Below are 16,885 nucleotides of genomic sequence, written 5' to 3' on the forward strand. Positions count from 1 at the left end.
CCCTTCAGTTGTGCTTCAGCGCTCGGGCGTCGAGGTGCCCGAACGGTCCGTCGTCGGCGCGGTAGGTCGCGGCCAGCTGCTCGGCCCGCGCGCGGTCGCCGCGTCGCAGTAAATCGGCCAATGCGTCGAAGCGCTCGGTGTGGACCGCCGCGCGTCGACGCGCGTAGTCCGCGGCCGAGTCCTTCGTGACCATGAACGCCCAGTCGCTCTCCAGCGCCAGCATCGCCTCGGCCACGGCCTGGTCGGCGACGGTATCGCGGGCCGTGGTCGGCAAATTGGCAACGAGGTCGAGCAGCCGCCGCTGCAGCGCCGTATTGGCGTCGACCATGTCTTTGACCTGCTCGCCGTCCCAGACGCGCCAGTCCTTGCCCGACCCCCACGACGACGCCGGCAGCTCGATCGGCTCGCCGACGAGCCCGGCGTCGAGCGCGCCCTTCAACGTCGTCACCCGGACGCCGGCCTCGGGCAGCGCGCGCAGCACGCCCTCAAGCCACGCCGGCCCTTCGTGCCACCAGTGGCCGAACAGCTCCGTGTCGTACGCGGCGACCACGAGCGCCTCACGGCCGTGGTGCTTCTTCAGCGAACGCAGCCGCGTGACCACGGTGTCGACGAAGTCCTTGACGTGCAGCCCCAGCACGTCCGCGGCCAGCGCCGGGTCGTACGGCGCCTTGTCCGCCGGCTCGACCGTCTTGCCGGTGACGCGCGACGCCTTGAGCCCGACCTCGTGCGCCCAGGTGTGGAAGTCGCGGTAGGCCGAGTGGCCGGGGTAGCCGGCCTTCGGCGACCAGACGCGGTAGGTGACCTCGAGGTCTCGTCCGAAAGCGACCACGTCGCTGTCGCCGACCGGGCGCGCCGCCCACGTCTCGCCGCGCAGCGACGGCCCGTCGACCATGAACCGCCGGACGCCCGCGGCCGCGTAGTCGTTTTCCATACCAGGCGCGTAGCCGCACTCGGGCGCCCAAATTCCCGCGGGCCGCGACCCGATCCGCAACGCCGTGTCGTCGAGGCCCGCGTTCAGCGCGAACTCGCGCACCCGCGGGTCCAGCAGCGGCTGGAACGGGTGGGCGAGCGGCCCGCCGAGCAGCTCGATCGTCGAGTTGTCGACCAAAGTACGAAGGATGGGCGAGAAGCCGTGCCGCCAGCGCGTCCCCAGCTCGTCGGCCGCGCGGACCGCGGTCCGGTGCTCGGCCGCGGCCAGCTCGCGCAAGGTCGGGTCGCCGCGCCACAACGTCGACGCGTGCTGCGCGCGCAGCTGCCAGTGGCCGAGCCAGTCGTGGAACGCGCGGATGCTGTACGGGTCGTCGAGCTGCGCGGCGAGCACCGGCGTCACGCCCAGCGTCAGCACGTCTTGGCGGCCTTCGGTGGCGAAGCGCTCGAGCAGGTCGACCATCGGCAGGTACGAATGCGCCCACGCCTGGTAGAGCCATTCCTCGCCGACCGGCCAGCTCCCGTGGTGCGGCAGCCACGGCAGGTGGCTGTGCAAAACCAGGCAAAAAGTGCCTTCGTTCATCGGCGCACCGCCACGGCGACCAGGTCGAGGCTCGCGTCGATGTCGTCGCCGTGGATGGCGAAACCGGTGGCCTCGATCGCGGCGACATCGGCGAGCAGCGCGGGCGGCCACACGGCCTGGCCGGGCAGCGAGCCCATGACGACGTCGAGCTGGGCGTCGATGATCGAGCCGCCGTACCGCTCGTCCAGGGCGCGGACCGCCGAGCCGTGGTGCAGGCCGTGCAGCGATTCGACGTCGAATCCGGCGTCGGTGAGCAGTCCCGCCAGCTCGGCCGGCGCCAGCTCACGCGTGTGGAACGGGTTCAGCGGCGTGTCGCTGTCCGGGGTGAAAGTCAGCCGGTTCGGGGTCGTGACCAAAAGCCGACCACCCGGCTTCAGCACCCGCCGGCACTCGGCGAGGAACCCGGCTTGATCCCACAGGTGCTCGATGACCTGAAAATTGGCCACGACATCGACCGCGCCGTCACGCACCGGCAGGAACGCCAGGTTCGCTCGCGCGACGGAGACCTCGGGGTAGCGGCGGGCGACGTGCTCGGTCGTCGGGACGTCGTAGTCCAGCGCGAGCACCCGGCGGGCCGTCGTCGCGAGGAGGCTCGCGCCGTAGCCCTCGCCGCAGCCGGCTTCGAGCACCGTCGCGTCCGCGCAGTGGGGGAGCAGCGCGAGGTAGGCGGCCTCGTGCCGGCGGAACCAGTAGTTCTCCTCGGCGATGCCGGGGACGGTCCGTTCGCCGGTCAGGTGCAGCGCCTCGGCCCGGGTGGCTGGGGTGGTCACCTCCGCGACCCTAGCGGGTGTCACGTCCGGCCCGGCCGTCTCGTTCCGTGGTCATGCAACGGACAACCACCCGCGTTCTGCTTGTCTTCTTCGGCTTGGTCGAGGCCGTGGTCGGAATTTGGCCACTGGTCACACCGACCGGCTTCTACCAGGACTTTCCCGGATTTCGCACCGGCTGGGTTTCCATGGATGGCGCCTTCAACGAGCACCTCCTCCGCGACTTCGGCGGCCTCAACCTGACGCTCGCCGCGCTGCTGGTCGGAGCCGCCGTGATCGGCACCACAGCCGTGGCGCGGCTCGCCGGCGTGGCGGGGCTGCTGTTCGGCCTGCCGCACTTCGTCTACCACCTCGGCCACGTGTCGCACTTCGAGCGCATCGACCAGGTGCTGATCATCGCGATGACCGGGCTCGGCGTCGTGGTCCCGCTCCTGGTGCTGGCGATCCCGGCGCGGCGGGTCAGAACACCGGCGACACCGTGATGCCGAGCGCGCCGGGGCCGAGGTGCGCGCCGATGACCGTGCTCGCCTCGACGACCATGCTCTCGGCCATCGCCGGCACCCGGCGCTCGATCTGCCGGCCGATCTCGAGCTCGTGGTCGCTGGCGCCGAACCGGGTCACGGCGATGTCGGCGCGGAAACCGCCGGACTTCTTGACCGCGAGGTCGACCATCTTGGCCAGCGCGCGCCGCGTGCCGGCGACGCGGGCCAGCGGCGCGACCTCGCCGTCCTTGACCGTGAGCAGCGGCTTGATCGAAAACGCCGTACCGAGCATCGCTTGCGCGGCGCCGATCCGGCCGCCGCGGCGGAGGTACTCCAGCGTGTCGACGTAGATGAACTCGGTGCTGGTGAAGCACCGGCGTTCGGCGGCTTCGATGACACGGGCGGCGTCCGCGCCCGCCGCGGCCGCCCGGGCCGCGGACACCGCGGCGAAGCCCAGGCTCATCCCGGTGGTGCGGCTGTCCAGGACGTGCACCGGGATGCGGACCTGCTGGGCGGCCTCCCGGGCCGCGCGGACGGTGTCGGACATGCGGCCGGAGATGTGGATGCTGACGATCGCGGTCGCGCCGGAGGCGGCCGCTTCCTGGTACGTCCAGAAGAACGCCCCCGGATCCGGGGGCGAAGTGGTGAGCACCTGCCCCGCTCTCAGCGCGTCGATCACGTCGCCGCGGTCGAAGCGGTTTTCGTCGTCGAAGTGACCACCCAGGTTCAGCTGGATCTGGACGACTCCGATGGCCCAGCGGGACGCGACGAGGTCGGGCAGGCAGGAGCTCGAGTCGGTGATGACGGCGATGCGCGCGGGCATGGTGGGGGAGGTTAATGCCTGACACCCACTGCGAGTAGGCCGTGGTTGGTCCGATCGGACGAACGGCAGTTCAGGTGGGGTAACCGGTCGATTACCGGGACGATGGTCCCATTAAATTGCTCATCCAGGTGAATGGCGTCACCTCAGCGGGTCCTGCGCGCCGATTGGCCCTAATCTACCGGCCAGTAGAGCACTGTCCCGTGGTCTTCCGCGGGCCACGAACCGGGAGGTCGAAGCAGACCCATGACCAACATCGTCGTCCTGGTCAAGCAGGTACCGGACACCTACTCGGAGCGGAAGCTCAACGGGTCCGACCACACCCTTGACCGCGAATCCGCCGACGCCGTGCTCGACGAGATCAACGAGAAGGCCGTCGAAGAGGCGCTGAAGATCAAGGAAGCCGGCGAGGGCGAGGTCACCGTGATCTCGGTGGGCCCGGACCGCGCGACCGACGCCATCCGCAAGGCGCTGTCCATGGGCGCCGACAAGGCCATCCACGTCTCCGACGAGGCCCTGCACGGCTCCGACGCGATCGCCACCGCCAAGGTGCTCGCCGCCGCGATCTCGAAGGTCGAAGGCTTCGACCTGATCATCGCCGGCAACGAGTCCTCCGACGGCCGCGGCGGCGCCGTCCCCGCGATCCTCGCCGAGCTGCTCGGCCTGCCGCAGGTCACCTACGCCCGTGAGGTCACGGTCGAGGGCACGACCATCAAGGCCGTCCGCGAGACCGAAGACGGCCTCACCCGCCTCGAGGCGACCCTGCCCGCGGTGGTGAGCGTCGGCGAGAAGATCAACGAGCCGCGCTACCCGTCCTTCAAGGGCATCATGGCCGCGAAGAAGAAGCCGGTCGAGACGTTCACCATCGCCGACCTGGGCGTCGACGCGGGCGAGGTCGGCCTCGGCAACGCGTGGTCCACCGTGACCGAATCCGCGCCGAAGCCGCCGCGCACCGCCGGCGAGAAGGTCGAAGACGAGGGCGACGGCGGCACGAAGGTCGCCGAGTACCTGGTCGGCCAGAAGCTCATCTGACAACGGCTCTTCGAGGAGGAACAAGAACATGGCTGAAGTACTCGTCCTCGTCGACCACGTCGACGGTGAGGTCAAGAAGGTCACGCTCGAGCTGCTGACCGCCGCCCGCGCGCTCGGTGAGCCGTCGGCCGTCGTCGTCGGCCCGACCGGGACCGCCGCCAAGGCGAAGCAGGCGCTGGCTTCGCACGGCGCCGCCAAGGTTTATGTCGCGGAAGGCGACGACGCCGCGAACTACCTGGTCACGCCCAAGGTGGACGTCCTCGCCGCGCTCGCGCAGCAGGCGTCCCCGGCCGCCGTGCTCGTCACCGCCAGCGGTGAGGGCAAGGAGGTCGCCGCCCGCCTGGCCGTGCGCCTGGGCTCCGGCCTGATCTACGACGCCGTGGGCGTCAACGGCGACGGCGTCATCGATCAGTCCATCTTCGGTGGCGCGTTCTCGGTGAAGTCCAAGTCCGCGAAGGGCGCGCCGGTCGTCTCCATCCGCCCGGGTGCGGTCGAGGCCGAGCCGGCCGAGGGCGCGGCGGCCGAAGAGACCGTCGAGATCCCCGCCGTCGACGCGGCGAAGGCCACCAAGATCACGGGTGTCGAGCCGGTGACCGGCGGTGACCGTCCGGAGCTGACCGAGGCCTCGATCGTGGTCTCCGGTGGCCGCGGTGTCGGCTCGGCGGAGAAGTTCGACGTCGTCGAGAAGCTGGCCGACTCGCTCGGCGCGGCTGTCGGCGCGTCGCGTGCCGCTGTCGACTCCGGCTACTACCCGGCGCAGTTCCAGGTGGGCCAGACCGGCAAGACCGTGTCGCCGCAGCTGTACATCGCGCTCGGCATCTCCGGCGCGATCCAGCACCGCGCCGGCATGCAGACGTCGAAGACGATCATCGCCGTCAACAAGGACCCGGAGGCGCCGATCTTCGAGATCGCCGACTTCGGCATCGTGGGCGACCTGTTCAACGTCGCGCCGCAGCTGACCGAAGCGGTCGAGAAGCGCAAGGGCTGATTGCCTGTTCGAAGGGCCTTCCGGGACTTCCCGGAAGGCCCTTCGTGCGTTTTCGGGACCTGAGAGAAGCCTGAGAACCCGCCATTAACTGAACGTGCACTAATCGGTCATCGGATGGCACTCTCCGCGGCTTCCAACGCGCAGGTACACCTTGACCATGACGACGTCACAGCTCCTCGTCAGCACTGATCAGGCGGGTGCCGACCTCCCCGCGGACGCTCCCCGGTACTCCCTTCTCGTCGCCCACGCGAACGAAGAAGTGGTCGCCGCGCAGAAGTTGCGGCACCGGGTTTTCGCCGAGGAGATGGGTGCGCGCCTGCACTCACCGGTCGCCGGCCTCGACGTCGACGAGTTCGACGAGTTCTGCGACCACCTCGTCGTCCGCGACGACAACACCGGCGAAATCGTCGGCACCTACCGGATGCTGCCGCCGGACCGCGCCGCCAAGGCCGGGAAGCTCTACGCCGACAGCGAGTTCGATCTCACCGCTCTCGACGCCCTGCGCCCGTCCCTGGTCGAAACCGGCCGGTCGTGCGTGCACCCGGACCACCGCAGCGGCGCCGTCGTGAGCCTGGTCTGGGCCGGGATCGCCCGCTACATGCTGCTGTCCGGCCACCGCTACCTCGCCGGCTGCGCGTCGGTCCCGCTGGTGGACGGCGGTTCCTTCGCCGCCGGCGTCTGGGACGTCCTGCGCACCAAGCACTACTCGGACGAGGCCACGCGCGTCTCGCCGCTGATCCCGTGGGACGCGTCGGGAGTCGACCGTCCCGACCGCTCGATCCTGCCGCCGCTGATCAAGGGCTACGTCCGGCTCGGCGCCAAGGCCTACGGACCGCCCGCGCTCGACGCCGACTTCGGCGTCGCGGACTTCTTCGTCGTGCTGGACCTGCACAACGTCGACGAGCGGTACCTGAAGTTCTTCCTCGGGGTCCAGGTATGAGCCACGCGTGGATGCCGACGTCGCCGTGCGGCGACGGTTGCCTGACCGACGGCGACCCGGTGGTCGGTTTCCCGCGACGCGTCCTGCGCGTCACCGCGGCGATTTTCGTCGTGCTCGCGGCGTTGGCGTCGGCGCCGTTGCTGCTGGTGTCGTGGGGTCGCGAGCGTCGCGTCCGGCTGATCTTCCGCGGCATGCTGCGGGCGTTCGGCGTCCGCCTGGACATCCGGGGCGGCGGCGACTTCCTGACCACGCCGGCCGGGCGTGGTGCGCTGGTGGTCAACAACCACATCTCGTGGCTGGACATCGTCGCGATCAACGCGCTGCGGCCGATGCGCGCGCTGGCCAAGAAGGAGATCGCGGGCTGGCCGGTGCTGGGCGGACTGGTCCGCCGCGGCGGCAGCATCTTCCTCGACCGTGAACGGCTGAAGACGCTGCCGGCCACGATGGCGTCGCTGGCCGACGCGCTCAGGACGGGCTCGCTGGTCAGCGTGACCCCGGAGGGCACGACGTGGTGCGGCCTAGCGTCTGGTCGTTTTACGACGGCGACGTTCCAGGCGGCCATCGACGGCGGTGTCCCGGTCCGCCCGATCGCGCTGCGGTACCGCCTGGCCGACGGCCGTGAGACGAGCCGTCCCGCGTTCATCGGTCCGGAGTCGCTGATCGCGTCCCTGCGCCGGGTCGCGGCGTTGCGCGGGCTGGTGCTCGAGGTCCACATCTGCCCGGAGATCGCCCCGGGCCGCGCGGAGGACCGCCGTGAACTGGCGGCGCTCGCCGAGGCGGCCGTGCATTCGGCGCTGGGGACGGTCAAGATCCCGGCCCAGCAGCGGCGCCGGAGCGCCCAGCGGGTCCCACTGGCTTCGCCTCCCGCGAAGTGATCCGGGCCCTGTCGCCGCGATCCGGCGACAGGCCCGGGTTGGGAGGCGTGCGCGGGCCTGTCGTCGTGTTTCGGACAACAGGCCCGTCCGACGGTTTCGGGCTGCTCGTGTTCAGCCGATGGCGAGCGTGAGCTTCCCGCCGGGGTGGCCGTTCTCGCTTTCGACCTGCGCGGCGGCCGCATCTTCGAGCGGGTAGCTCTTGCCCTGGGCGATCCGGACCCCGCGGTCGGTCACCCACTCGGCGATCCCGGTCAGGACCTCACGCGACTGCTTGCCCCCGCTCGAGAACGGGATTCCCAGTTCGAAGGCGGCCCCGTCGGCGATGGTGACGATCCGGTCCTTCGTGCCCCGCAGCTCGACCGACCCGGGCAGGACCCCGTGCCCCGCGGCGTCGAACACGGCGTCCACCGGTCCGGGCGCGGCCTCGCGGACCCGCTCCTGCCAGCCGTCGCCGTACAGCACCGGCACGACGCCGAGTGACTTCAGGTCGTCGAGGTTCCGGCTGCCGGCGGTGCCGATGACGGTGACGCCCTGCGCGATGGCCACCTGCGCGGCGAAGCGCCCGACGGTGCCGCTGGCGCCGTGGATCAGCAGCGTCTCGCCTTCGCGGACCTCGAGCAGCCCGAGAACGCGAAGCGCGGTCTCGCCGGCGACCGGCAGCGCCGCCGCGTCCGCCCACGAAAGTCCGGCGGGCTTGGGCGCGAGCGCCTTCGCCAGCGCGTATTCGGCGTAGGCACCGGTCTCGGACCAGCCGAACACCTCGTCACCGACGGCGAAGTCCGCGCCCTCGCCGACGGCGTCGACGACACCGGCCACTTCGGCACCGGGGATGTGCGGGAAGGAGACCTGGAAGTTCTGCTGCATGAAGCCGTTGCGGATCTTCCAGTCGATCGGGTTGATCCCGGCGGCGCGGACGGCCAGCCGCACCTGTCCCGGGGCGGGCTCCGGCACCGGGACCTCGGACAGCTGCAGGACGTCAGGCCCGCCGTAGGTGGAGAAAGTGATCGCTCGCATGGTTCTCTGCGCTCCTCGAGTCGAGACTTCGAATGTCCATGCCAACGGGTCAACTCGCCGGGTATTCCGGCCGAACCACCCGGACGAGCAGTGTTCACCAGCCGGACGAGCGGGCCGTCGCGCCTACTTCGCACCTGGGGCCGGCGGCGCACCGCATGGCCTGAAATCGGCTTGACCTCCAGCGGGCTCGATGTTGCAAGCTGCTGATCATGGCCTCGACGCTCGACTCCACGCCCCGTCGCCGCAGCGTGCTGTGGACGCCGGAACACCGCCTGACCACGATCGCGCTGCTGCTGGTGGTCACGTTGGTCGCGTTCGAGAACATGGGCGTCGCGACGGCGATGCCGACCCTGGTCGCCGACCTCCACGGGCTGTCGCTGTACTCGTGGCCGTTCACGATCTTCCTGATTTCGAGCGTGGTCGCCACGGTGCTGTCGGGCCGGATCGGCGACCGCCGCGGCCCGGCACCGGCGCTGCTCGCGGGTCCGGTGTTGTTCGCGGCCGGCTTGGTCGTCGCGGGGACGGCGACCGGGATGCCGACGTTCCTCCTCGGCCGCGCGCTGCAGGGCTTCGGCTCGGGGCTGCTGCTGGTGTCGGTGTCGTTGCTGATCGCGTTGACGTTCACCGACGAGGAACGCCCGGTGATCTACGCGGCCAACGCGGCGGCCTGGGTCCTGCCGGCGGTGATCGGGCCGTCCCTGGCCGGCGTGGTGACGGTCAGCATCGGCTGGCGCTGGGTCTTCCTCGGCCTGGTCCCGCTGGTGGTCGTCGGCGTGGCGATGCTGGTGGTGGTCATCCGCCGCCTCCCCACACACTTGCCCTCAGCCGGCGGCCGGCGCGCGGGCGTCGTCCAGGCGATCATCGCGGCCTTGGGCGTCGCGGCGTTGACGTGGGCGGCCCAGCACCAGTCGCTGCTGGCACTCGTCTACGGCACGGCCGGTCTCGTGGCCTTGGGTTACGCCCTCCGGACCTTGCTCCCCACCGGGACGCTGTCGTCCCGGCCCGGCCTTCCGACGGTGGTTGCGTCCCGCGCCCTGATCGCCGGCGCGTACGCCGGGATGGAGGCGTACTTGCCTCTGACGATGACCGCGGTCCACGGCTACAGCCCGGCCCTGGCGGGCCTGCCGCTCACCATCACGGCGCTGGGCTGGTCCGCGGCGTCGGCAGCGCAGGGCCGGTACCTGAACTGGTCCCGGGAGGCATCGCTGCGCACGGGGTTCTGGCTGGTCGCGGCCGGGTTGGTCTGCTTCGGCCTGGTCTCCCAGCCCTGGTTCCCCGCCTGGCCGGCGTTCGTGGCCTGCGCGGTCGGCGGCGCCGGCATGGGGATTGCGATGCCCGCGATCTCCGTCCTGCTGCTCCGCCACTCACCCGAGGGCGAGCGAGGCTTCAACACTTCGGCGATGCAGCTGGCCGACTGGGTGGGGTCGGCGCTGCTCATCGGCCTGGGCGGCGTCCTGCTCAGCGTGGTCGGCTCGGTACTCGACCCCTCGCCGGCGATGGCCCTGCTCACAGTGGCCCTGGTGGCCCTCGCGCTGCTGGGGGTCAAGCTGACCGGACGCTGGCCGTCGAAGGTGTGACAGCCCACTTCGAGGGCCAGGGTGGGCTTCGTCACGCGGTGGAGCGGACTACCCTGAAGGAGCGATGACCTATCTCGACCACGCGGCGACCACTCCGATGTTGCCCGAAGCCATAGCGGCGATGACCGAGGCGCTGTCCAACGTGGGCAACGCCTCCGCGCTGCATTCCTCGGGCCGCCGCGCCCGGCGGATGGTCGAGGAAGCCCGCGAAGCAATCGCCGACGCCCTCGGCGCCCGCCCCTCCGAGGTGATCTTCACCGGCGGCGGCACCGAGAGCGACAATCTCGCGCTCAAGGGCATCTATTGGGCCCGCCACGACGAGCAGGAGCAGCGTCGCCGCATCCTGTGCGGCGCCGCGGAGCACCACGCCGTGCTCGACACGGTCGAATGGCTCGAAGCTCATTGCGGCGCCGAGATCACCTTGCTGGAAGTCGACAGCCAGGGTCGCGTCTCGCCGGACGTCCTCCGTACCGCCATCGCCGCCGATCCCGAGGCCGTGGCGCTGGTGACGGTGATGTGGGCCAACAACGAGGTCGGCACGATCAACCCGATCGCCGACCTGGCAGCCGTCTGCGCGGAGTTCGGCATCCCGCTCCACACCGACGCGGTGCAGGCTGTCGGCGCCGTACCGGTCGACTTCGCCGCCAGCGGCGCTGCGGCACTCACGTTGACCGGCCACAAGCTCGGCGGGCCGTTCGGCGTGGGCGCGCTCCTGCTTGGCCGGGACGTGACCTGCGTGCCGTTGCTGCACGGCGGAGGCCAGGAGCGCAGCGTTCGCTCCGGCACTCTCGATGTCCCGGCGATCGTCGGATTCGCGGCCGCTGTCCGAGCCAGCGTCGCGACCCGAGCCGAGTACGCGAAGCGCGTCGAAGAGCTCCGAGACGGACTCATCGAAGTCGTCCAGCGCGAGGTGCCCGACGCCATTCTCAACGGTGGCGACAGCGAGCGGCTGCCGAGCCACGCTCACTTCACGTTCCCCGGCTGCGCCGGCGACAGTCTCCTGATGTTGCTCGACGCCAAGGGCATCGAATGCTCGACAGGCTCCGCGTGCACGGCCGGAGTCGCCCAGCCGAGCCACGTGCTGCTCGCCATGGGCGCCGATCCAGCGGCGGCCCGGGGCTCGCTCCGATTCTCCCTCGGCCACACATCCACCGCCGCGGACGTCGAGGCCGTCGCCGCCGAGATCGGCGGCGTCGTCACGCGCGCGCGCCAGGCCGGTTTGGCTGGAATGCGCAAGCAGACCCAGAAGCAAGAGGTGTAAGACAATGCGGGTTTTGGCCGCCATGAGCGGAGGAGTGGACTCGGCGGTCGCCGCCGCGCGGGCGGTCGACGCCGGGCACGACGTCGTCGGCGTGCACCTGGCGCTGTCGGCCAAACCGGGCACCTTGCGGACCGGCTCGCGCGGCTGCTGCACGATCGAAGACTCGCATGACGCCCGGCGAGCCGCCGACATCCTCGGAATCCCCTTCTACATCTGGGATTTCGCGGAGCGCTTCACCGAGGAGGTCGTTGAGACCTTCGTCGGCGAGTATGCCGCCGGACGCACGCCGAATCCGTGTGTCACCTGCAACGAGAAGATCAAGTTCGAGGCTCTTCTCGAGAAGGCGATGGCGCTCGGCTTCGACGCGGTTGCGACAGGCCACTACGCGCGCCTTTCCGTGGTGGATGGCGTGCCGGAGTTGCGCCGCAGCGCGGACAGCGGCAAGGACCAGTCCTACGTGCTCGCCTCCCTCACCTCGGAGCAGCTCAGCCACGCCATGTTCCCGTTGGGTGGTTCGTGGAAGACCGAGGTACGGGCGGAAGCTGAGCGACGCGGTCTGTCGGTCGCCAACAAGCCTGACAGCCATGACATCTGCTTCATCCCGGACGGCGACACCAAGAAGTTCTTGGAAGGCAGACTGGGGCAGCGTCCTGGTGAGCTCGTCGACGCGGAGACCGGCGCCGTGCTCGGCCGGCACACCGGCGTGCACGGATTCACCGTCGGACAGCGCAAGGGTCTTGGGATCGAGGCTCCCGCTCCCGACGGTCGTCCTCGATACGTCCTTTCGCTCGAGCCGGTCTCGGGCTCCGTCAAGGTCGGCTCCGTCGCGGGGCTCGGCGTCAAGGTGATCGAGGCCGATCGCGCCATCTGGCCCAGCGGCGAACCACTGACCGAACCGACCGAATGCGTGGTGCAGGTCAGGGCCCATGGAGGCATCGTCGACGCGGTCGCCGACGTGGACTCCGACGCGATGACGCTGCAGCTGCGCGAACCGCTGCGAGGGGTGGCCCCGGGCCAGGTCGTCGTGCTCTACCGGCCGGACGCCGAAGGCGGAGACATCGTCCTGGGCAGCGCGAAGATCTCGGGCACGCGCTGACCGTCGCTCATTGCCGTGACTTCTTGCGGCTTCGGCTCGCTCGCCGCCGACCGGAGTGAATCGACGGTGGCTCGGTCGAGTGCACCCGGCCGGCCGGTGTTGCGACGTTCACCGTGCCTTCAGGCGTGACTTCGTAGTCCCAGCCGGGCTGGCTCTTCAGCCTGCGGTGCCGCGTGCAGTACGTGACCGGCTGGTCAGCGGCTTCCTTGGCTTCGCCACGCGCCCGAGTCGGCTCCACCCCGCAGTTCTGGGCTGGACGTGTGCAGCCGGGCTGTCGGCACTCACGGTCTCGGACTCGGATGAACTCGTCGTGGGCAGGATCCAAGGGATACCGCGTCGGCGACAGCTCGATCACCTGGCCGTTGCGCGGATCGGTGAGGACCCGCCGGATCGTGGTGTCGGAGCCGCCGATGATGCGGCGGGCCATTGACGCAGCGATGGGCCCGCGACCGGCCAGTGCCGCCGGCAAGTCGTTCATGCCGAGGTAGGTCGCCAAGTCGACGTGAAGGAACACCTCGGCGCGACCGTTCGGGCCGCCCGTTCCGCTGAGCAGCAGGTCCATGGCCACATCCGCGCGGAGCTGGTCCAGCGTCCGAGACTCTTCAGGCGTCTTCAACGCTCGAGCGGCCCGATCGATGCGAGCGTAAGCCGCGGTCGCCTTCTCGGTGGGTACGTTGTTGACGGACAGACTGGTCACGCCGTTGTCCTGGTGGTGCGCGGCCAGCCGTCGCTCGACGAGACTCCGGTCGGTGCGTTGCGCGGCGCCTTCCGGATCCACCTGCGCGGCCGCATAGGCCGCGGCTCGGCGAACCTGGGTGGCATTGCGTCCCGGAACGCGACCTTCGAGTTTCGCATCGACCAGGCGTACGTGGTCTCTGGACAGCCATGCCGTCGCATCCGTGACCTTCATGGCGCGGTACAGGTCGAGCCGGCCGTCGTCCATGAGGTTCAGCATGCGAGGGAGCCGGGCGATCAGCGCGTTGGCCGCCGAAACTATGTTGCTGGCGCGGCGTTCCGTAATGGAGAGTGCCAGAGCCACTTCCGAAGCGGCGCTGGGCGCCCGTCTCCGGCGCACGCTGAGATTCGCGATCGCCCGTAGCTGAAGGGCCTGCAGCTTGGAGATCTCGGCGTCGGTGTGACGGATTAGGTCGACGACTTGCTCGTCTTTCATACGTCGCAACGTCTCCGGGTCTGTGCGGGCTGTCCTCAGTACGAACGGGAGCTTGTCGTGCGTGTTCCGGGGATCGGCCGGAGCAGCGACTTTGCGGAGTGGTTGTGAAGGTGTCATGAGCGCGACCGTACGGGGCCGCGCAAGAAATGTCACCGAAGTTCGGAGGAATGGGTGACTAGGGGAGCGAACGGTCCTTTCGCGACGTTCGCGACTTGACTTTTCTCCGATTGTTTCGAGATGGTCGCGTGTGTGGACGCGTGAGCGTTACCGGCGCCGGAAGGAAGTGCGATCAGGGGAATGTCTGATGTAGACAGATGGAATATTATTACGTGGCAACGTTTCTGGTGCTCAGAGCTTGAGCTTGAAGCCGGTGTGGCTCGGGGTGAAACCGAGGCGTTCGTAGAAACGGTGCGCGTCGGTCCTCGCGACGTCCGAGGTGAGCTGGACGAGGGCGCATCCGCGTCGTCGAGACTCGTCGATTGCCCAGCGCATGAGATCCGCACCGAGCCCGGAACCCCGATGGTCGGCGCGAATCCGGACGGCCTCGACTTGACCGCGAAGCGCGCCGCGCCTGGCGAGCCCAGGGATGATCGTCAGCTGCAGCGTTCCGACCGGTTCGTCGCCGCACGTCACGACGATGAGGAGTTGGTTCGAGTCTGCGTCGATGTCCTCGAAAGCCCGCAAGTAAGGCTCGAGGTCGTCGGGATCGTCCCGCGTCGCGCCGACTTGGTCGTCCGCCAGCATGCGCACGATCGCGCCGATGTCGTCCCGCCGTGCCCGGCGGATGTTGTAGTCGGTCACGGCGCCAGTATCACAGGACGCGGGTGAAACCTTGATAGCTGTGCTCGAATCCGAAGCGCGCGTAGAAGTCTCGCAAGTCGGCGCGCTCAAGGCCGGAATCGAGGTGGACGCGACTGCAACCTCGGCGGCGGGCTTCGTCGATGCCCCAGGTCAGAAGTGCGCTGGTAACTCCGCGTCGAGCGGCACGGATACCTTCGAGCAGACCCCGGGTGGCGCCTTCCCACATGAGCCCTCGCAACACCGTCAGTTGCGCGGTGCCGACCACGCCGTTGTCGTCTTCGGCGACGACCAGGATGACGTGTGAAGTGTTCATGAGCTCGCGAAGCGCGGTTGCCAGCGGCTCGCCCGGTGCGCCGAACAGGCGGCCAAGCGCCTCGACGTCTGTGGCCCGGGCGCGTCTGATGACATCCATTTCGCCCAGTATGCAGGACGCCCGTCGTAGGTCGTAACTTGCGACGACGTGACTACCCGCGGTACTGACTGCGACGGCGCTCAGGTAGTCGTGTAGTGGCGAACGCCGTCGACGACCTGGGCGGCCAGCTTGCCCTGCGACACCAGGAGGTCGAGGTGTGCCGCTGTCTCGAGAACCGCGAGCATCTGGTTGAACGAGTCCATTTCGGACAGTTTTCGGTTGCGGCGGGTCCAGCCGATCCGGTGCGCGGCCTCGTACGCCGTGCTCGCGCCGGCTGTGATCTGAGAGCCGATCGTCTCGAGGCGTTGCCGATGGTGGTCCAGCAGTTCGTCGACCCGCGTGTGCACGCTTTCGGACACCGGACCGTGCGCGGGCAGCATGCGCCGGTCCGGCATCGCGCGGACCAGGCGAAGCGAGTCGATGAAGTCGTTGAGCGGCAATTCGACCGGTACGGGTTGGAAGCCGATCGAGGGCGTGATGTGCGGCAGGACGTGGTCGCCCGAAAACAGGAGATCGGCCGTGTCGTCGACGAACACGACATGGCCGGCCGTGTGGCCGGGGGTGGCAACGACGTCGAACTGGCGACCGGGCAGGATCGGGCGTGGTCCCGGCGTCAACCACTCGTCGGGCGCTTCCCAAAGCTCGGCCTCCATGTGCCGACGGTCTGTGCCGAAGTCGCGGGCCAGGGCTTCGACCACTTCGCCGGCGCCTGCCTGGACCAACAGGTCGACCTGAGCTTCCATCGGCAGCCGGTCGGGGTTACCCGAAGCCTTGAGTGATGGTTCCTCGTCCTGGCCGAGAGCGATCTTGGAGCCGAATTCGCGACGAAGGACGACCGCCTGCGAATAGTGGTCGCGGTGAACGTGCGTCACGAGGAACTCGCTGACGTCGGCGAGCTCCGCGCCGATGCCGACGAGTGCGTTCGCGAGTTGTTGACGCGCGACGGTCAACGCCCAGCCTGAGTCGACCAGGACCAGCTTCTCGCCGTCGGTGACCGCGTAAACGTTGACCGCGCGCAGAGCGTCGTTGGGCAGGGGCAACGGGATTCGGTAGACGCCGGTCGAGACCTCGTAGATTCCGGGCTCGGTCCAGTTCCTGTCGCTGCTTTCCGGCAACGGTTCCACGGTGACCTCCGTCCCGGCGAGACTGCGGCGTCCCGGCCTTCATTCACCCTGAGCCGTGCCGGGCCCGCTGTCCACCGGGAGGAGCTGAGACGCCGGTCACTCGCTCAGTCGGTGTCCTGCTTCAAGGCGGTGTCGATCGTGAGGGCCGCGGCGACAACCATGCTGGCCAGCGGATCCGGTAGCGGGTGGGGGATCTCGACGACGTAGTTGTCGGCGGTCGTGAAGGCGGCTTTCAGGAACCCGCCCCACGTCTTGGTCACGCGGGCGACCTCGGTGCCGGCGTGGTCGCGGATCGAGAAGTTCCAGGCGCGCCAGTTCTCGGCGAAGATCCCGCCGACCGAGTGACCGTCGACGACGAAGCCGAAGCGGATCTTGCCGAAGACGTTCTCCTGGACGATCTCGCCGATCGGGGTCTCGTCGGCCCGCGTGACCAGGAACCGAGACTTGAACACCTTGGCGGGCCGGGTCACCTTGAGCACGGTGCTGTGGTTGGCGTCCCGGACCTCGAACTTGTGGGTCAGGAACTGGTCGTAGTTCGTCAGCAGCCGGATCGCCTTCTTCAGCGTGCTCTGGCCGACCTCGACCACTCCGCCGAGTCGGTTGCCGTGCTGGTCGAAGACACCGAACTCGTTGGCCATCTCGATCAGCTTGGCGCGCTGGTTGACCACCAGGACAGGCTCGGTGAACAGCGTCCCGCCGCCGTTGCGCGCAGTGCCTCGGCCGCGCGTCGCGCGGTTGACCTGGTCCTGGATCCGGGCCGGGTCGTGGGCCCGTTCGATGTCCAGCTCGATCGGCTCCGAGTCGCTCGGTGGCGGTGCCTGGTGGGCCGGTCGGGTGTTGGCCGTCCAGGCCTGGCCGTCCCACCAACGGTGCAGACGGGGGTCCCGCGCGTCGGGATACCAGCCCGGTTGCGGTGGCGAACTCGTCATGGCGGGTCAGCCTATCCGCGCGGACCGCGCCACGGTGCCGGTAAAGGCAAATGCGGCGTATGTCTGCCTCGGACGGGGTCGGCGCG

17 protein-coding genes are annotated in these 16,885 nt (G+C 69.4%); 8 read left to right on the top strand and 9 right to left on the bottom strand.

The window, feature by feature from the left end; all coding sequences use genetic code 11:
* Nucleotides 1–4: 4 nt before the first annotated feature.
* Together ACIRSS_RS36020 and ACIRSS_RS36025 are read right to left on the bottom strand one after the other, a co-directional pair.
* On the bottom strand, nucleotides 5–1,510 hold the full coding sequence (locus tag ACIRSS_RS36020) for a 1,4-alpha-glucan branching protein domain-containing protein (RefSeq protein ID WP_400903169.1): 1,506 nt from the start codon (nucleotides 1,508–1,510) through the stop codon (nucleotides 5–7).
* Entirely contained in the window at nucleotides 1,507–2,280 is a 774-nt protein-coding gene (locus tag ACIRSS_RS36025) for a class I SAM-dependent methyltransferase (RefSeq protein WP_400903172.1), read from the bottom strand. The genes ACIRSS_RS36020 and ACIRSS_RS36025 overlap by 4 nt, the downstream gene beginning before the upstream one ends.
* 53 nt (nucleotides 2,281–2,333) lie before the next feature.
* Here ACIRSS_RS36025 and ACIRSS_RS36030 point away from each other — a divergent pair, with 53 nt between their 5' ends.
* A complete protein-coding gene (locus ACIRSS_RS36030; RefSeq protein ID WP_400904019.1) occupies nucleotides 2,334–2,759 on the top strand; it encodes a hypothetical protein in 426 nt (141 codons plus the stop codon).
* Here ACIRSS_RS36030 and ACIRSS_RS36035 read toward each other — a convergent pair.
* Nucleotides 2,737–3,582: a DegV family protein gene (locus tag ACIRSS_RS36035; RefSeq protein ID WP_400903174.1), complete on the bottom strand. Its 846-nt coding sequence runs from the start codon at nucleotides 3,580–3,582 to the stop codon at nucleotides 2,737–2,739. The genes ACIRSS_RS36030 and ACIRSS_RS36035 overlap by 23 nt on opposite strands.
* Before the next feature lie 243 nt (nucleotides 3,583–3,825).
* Between ACIRSS_RS36035 and ACIRSS_RS36040 the strand changes: the two genes are divergently transcribed.
* The 4 genes from ACIRSS_RS36040 to ACIRSS_RS36055 all read left to right on the top strand — a co-directional run bounded on the left by ACIRSS_RS36040 (nucleotide 3,826) and on the right by ACIRSS_RS36055 (nucleotide 7,414).
* Nucleotides 3,826–4,611, top strand: a complete 786-nt coding sequence (locus tag ACIRSS_RS36040; protein ID WP_400903177.1) for an electron transfer flavoprotein subunit beta/FixA family protein — start codon at nucleotides 3,826–3,828, stop codon at nucleotides 4,609–4,611.
* A 28-nt stretch (nucleotides 4,612–4,639) separates the two neighbouring features.
* Nucleotides 4,640–5,599, top strand: coding sequence for an electron transfer flavoprotein subunit alpha/FixB family protein (locus ACIRSS_RS36045; protein WP_086861595.1), 960 nt, complete (start codon nucleotides 4,640–4,642; stop codon nucleotides 5,597–5,599).
* Nucleotides 5,600–5,756: 157 nt separating this feature from the next.
* Nucleotides 5,757–6,539: a GNAT family N-acetyltransferase gene (locus ACIRSS_RS36050; protein ID WP_400903181.1), complete on the top strand. Its 783-nt coding sequence runs from the start codon at nucleotides 5,757–5,759 to the stop codon at nucleotides 6,537–6,539.
* Nucleotides 6,536–7,414: a lysophospholipid acyltransferase family protein gene (locus ACIRSS_RS36055; protein ID WP_400903183.1), complete on the top strand. Its 879-nt coding sequence runs from the start codon at nucleotides 6,536–6,538 to the stop codon at nucleotides 7,412–7,414. The genes ACIRSS_RS36050 and ACIRSS_RS36055 overlap by 4 nt, the downstream gene beginning before the upstream one ends.
* A 111-nt stretch (nucleotides 7,415–7,525) precedes the next feature.
* Here the strand turns inward: ACIRSS_RS36055 and ACIRSS_RS36060 are convergent, their stop codons facing one another.
* The gene (locus ACIRSS_RS36060; RefSeq protein ID WP_400903186.1) at nucleotides 7,526–8,428 is read right to left on the bottom strand and encodes an NADP-dependent oxidoreductase; all 903 of its coding nucleotides are present in this window, start codon (nucleotides 8,426–8,428) and stop codon (nucleotides 7,526–7,528) included.
* 209 nt (nucleotides 8,429–8,637) lie between these two features.
* Between ACIRSS_RS36060 and ACIRSS_RS36065 the strand changes: the two genes are divergently transcribed.
* The 3 genes from ACIRSS_RS36065 (at nucleotide 8,638) to mnmA (ending at nucleotide 12,362) form a co-directional block, all read left to right on the top strand.
* On the top strand, nucleotides 8,638–10,005 hold the full coding sequence (locus tag ACIRSS_RS36065; RefSeq protein WP_400903189.1) for an MFS transporter: 1,368 nt from the start codon (nucleotides 8,638–8,640) through the stop codon (nucleotides 10,003–10,005).
* 64 nt (nucleotides 10,006–10,069) lie between these two features.
* Nucleotides 10,070–11,266, top strand: coding sequence for a cysteine desulfurase family protein (locus tag ACIRSS_RS36070; RefSeq protein ID WP_400903192.1), 1,197 nt, complete (start codon nucleotides 10,070–10,072; stop codon nucleotides 11,264–11,266).
* Nucleotides 11,267–11,270: 4 nt separating this feature from the next.
* Nucleotides 11,271–12,362: a tRNA 2-thiouridine(34) synthase MnmA gene (gene mnmA, locus ACIRSS_RS36075; RefSeq protein WP_400903195.1), complete on the top strand. Its 1,092-nt coding sequence runs from the start codon at nucleotides 11,271–11,273 to the stop codon at nucleotides 12,360–12,362.
* A 7-nt stretch (nucleotides 12,363–12,369) separates the two neighbouring features.
* On the opposite strand, the gene ACIRSS_RS36080 is transcribed toward mnmA, so the two are convergent.
* The 5 genes from ACIRSS_RS36080 to ACIRSS_RS36100 form a co-directional block, all read right to left on the bottom strand.
* A complete protein-coding gene (locus ACIRSS_RS36080; RefSeq protein WP_400903197.1) occupies nucleotides 12,370–13,533 on the bottom strand; it encodes a DUF222 domain-containing protein in 1,164 nt (387 codons plus the stop codon).
* Between the two features lie 348 nt (nucleotides 13,534–13,881).
* Nucleotides 13,882–14,334, bottom strand: a complete 453-nt coding sequence (locus tag ACIRSS_RS36085) for a GNAT family N-acetyltransferase (RefSeq protein ID WP_400903200.1) — start codon at nucleotides 14,332–14,334, stop codon at nucleotides 13,882–13,884.
* A gap of 10 nt (nucleotides 14,335–14,344) precedes the next feature.
* Nucleotides 14,345–14,746, bottom strand: coding sequence for a GNAT family N-acetyltransferase (locus ACIRSS_RS36090; RefSeq protein ID WP_400903203.1), 402 nt, complete (start codon nucleotides 14,744–14,746; stop codon nucleotides 14,345–14,347).
* Nucleotides 14,747–14,826: 80 nt separating this feature from the next.
* Nucleotides 14,827–15,870 carry an MBL fold metallo-hydrolase gene (locus ACIRSS_RS36095; RefSeq protein WP_400903205.1) on the bottom strand — a complete coding sequence of 348 codons (1,044 nt, stop codon included), beginning with the start codon at nucleotides 15,868–15,870 and terminating at the stop codon, nucleotides 14,827–14,829.
* A gap of 104 nt (nucleotides 15,871–15,974) precedes the next feature.
* Nucleotides 15,975–16,799 (bottom strand): phospholipid scramblase-related protein, encoded by an 825-nt coding sequence (locus ACIRSS_RS36100; protein ID WP_400903208.1) that lies wholly within the window; start codon nucleotides 16,797–16,799, stop codon nucleotides 15,975–15,977.
* Nucleotides 16,800–16,885: the final 86 nt, after the last annotated feature.

The sequence above is a fragment of the Amycolatopsis sp. NPDC101161 genome (genome assembly GCF_044768185.1).
Lineage (GTDB): Bacteria > Actinomycetota > Actinomycetes > Mycobacteriales > Pseudonocardiaceae > Amycolatopsis.

Coding starts and splice junctions, on each gene's coding strand:
- ACIRSS_RS36055 (WP_400903183.1), top strand. CDS start 6,536: ATGAGCCACGCGTGGATGCCGACGTCGCCGTGCGGCGACGGTTGCCTG.
- ACIRSS_RS36060 (WP_400903186.1), bottom strand. CDS start 8,428: ATGCGAGCGATCACTTTCTCCACCTACGGCGGGCCTGACGTCCTGCAG.
- ACIRSS_RS36020 (WP_400903169.1), bottom strand. CDS start 1,510: ATGAACGAAGGCACTTTTTGCCTGGTTTTGCACAGCCACCTGCCGTGG.
- ACIRSS_RS36080 (WP_400903197.1), bottom strand. CDS start 13,533: ATGAAAGACGAGCAAGTCGTCGACCTAATCCGTCACACCGACGCCGAG.
- ACIRSS_RS36100 (WP_400903208.1), bottom strand. CDS start 16,799: ATGACGAGTTCGCCACCGCAACCGGGCTGGTATCCCGACGCGCGGGAC.
- ACIRSS_RS36035 (WP_400903174.1), bottom strand. CDS start 3,582: ATGCCCGCGCGCATCGCCGTCATCACCGACTCGAGCTCCTGCCTGCCC.
- ACIRSS_RS36090 (WP_400903203.1), bottom strand. CDS start 14,746: ATGGATGTCATCAGACGCGCCCGGGCCACAGACGTCGAGGCGCTTGGC.
- ACIRSS_RS36045 (WP_086861595.1), top strand. CDS start 4,640: ATGGCTGAAGTACTCGTCCTCGTCGACCACGTCGACGGTGAGGTCAAG.
- ACIRSS_RS36050 (WP_400903181.1), top strand. CDS start 5,757: ATGACGACGTCACAGCTCCTCGTCAGCACTGATCAGGCGGGTGCCGAC.
- ACIRSS_RS36040 (WP_400903177.1), top strand. CDS start 3,826: ATGACCAACATCGTCGTCCTGGTCAAGCAGGTACCGGACACCTACTCG.
- ACIRSS_RS36070 (WP_400903192.1), top strand. CDS start 10,070: ATGACCTATCTCGACCACGCGGCGACCACTCCGATGTTGCCCGAAGCC.
- ACIRSS_RS36030 (WP_400904019.1), top strand. CDS start 2,334: ATGCAACGGACAACCACCCGCGTTCTGCTTGTCTTCTTCGGCTTGGTC.
- ACIRSS_RS36065 (WP_400903189.1), top strand. CDS start 8,638: ATGGCCTCGACGCTCGACTCCACGCCCCGTCGCCGCAGCGTGCTGTGG.
- mnmA (WP_400903195.1), top strand. CDS start 11,271: ATGCGGGTTTTGGCCGCCATGAGCGGAGGAGTGGACTCGGCGGTCGCC.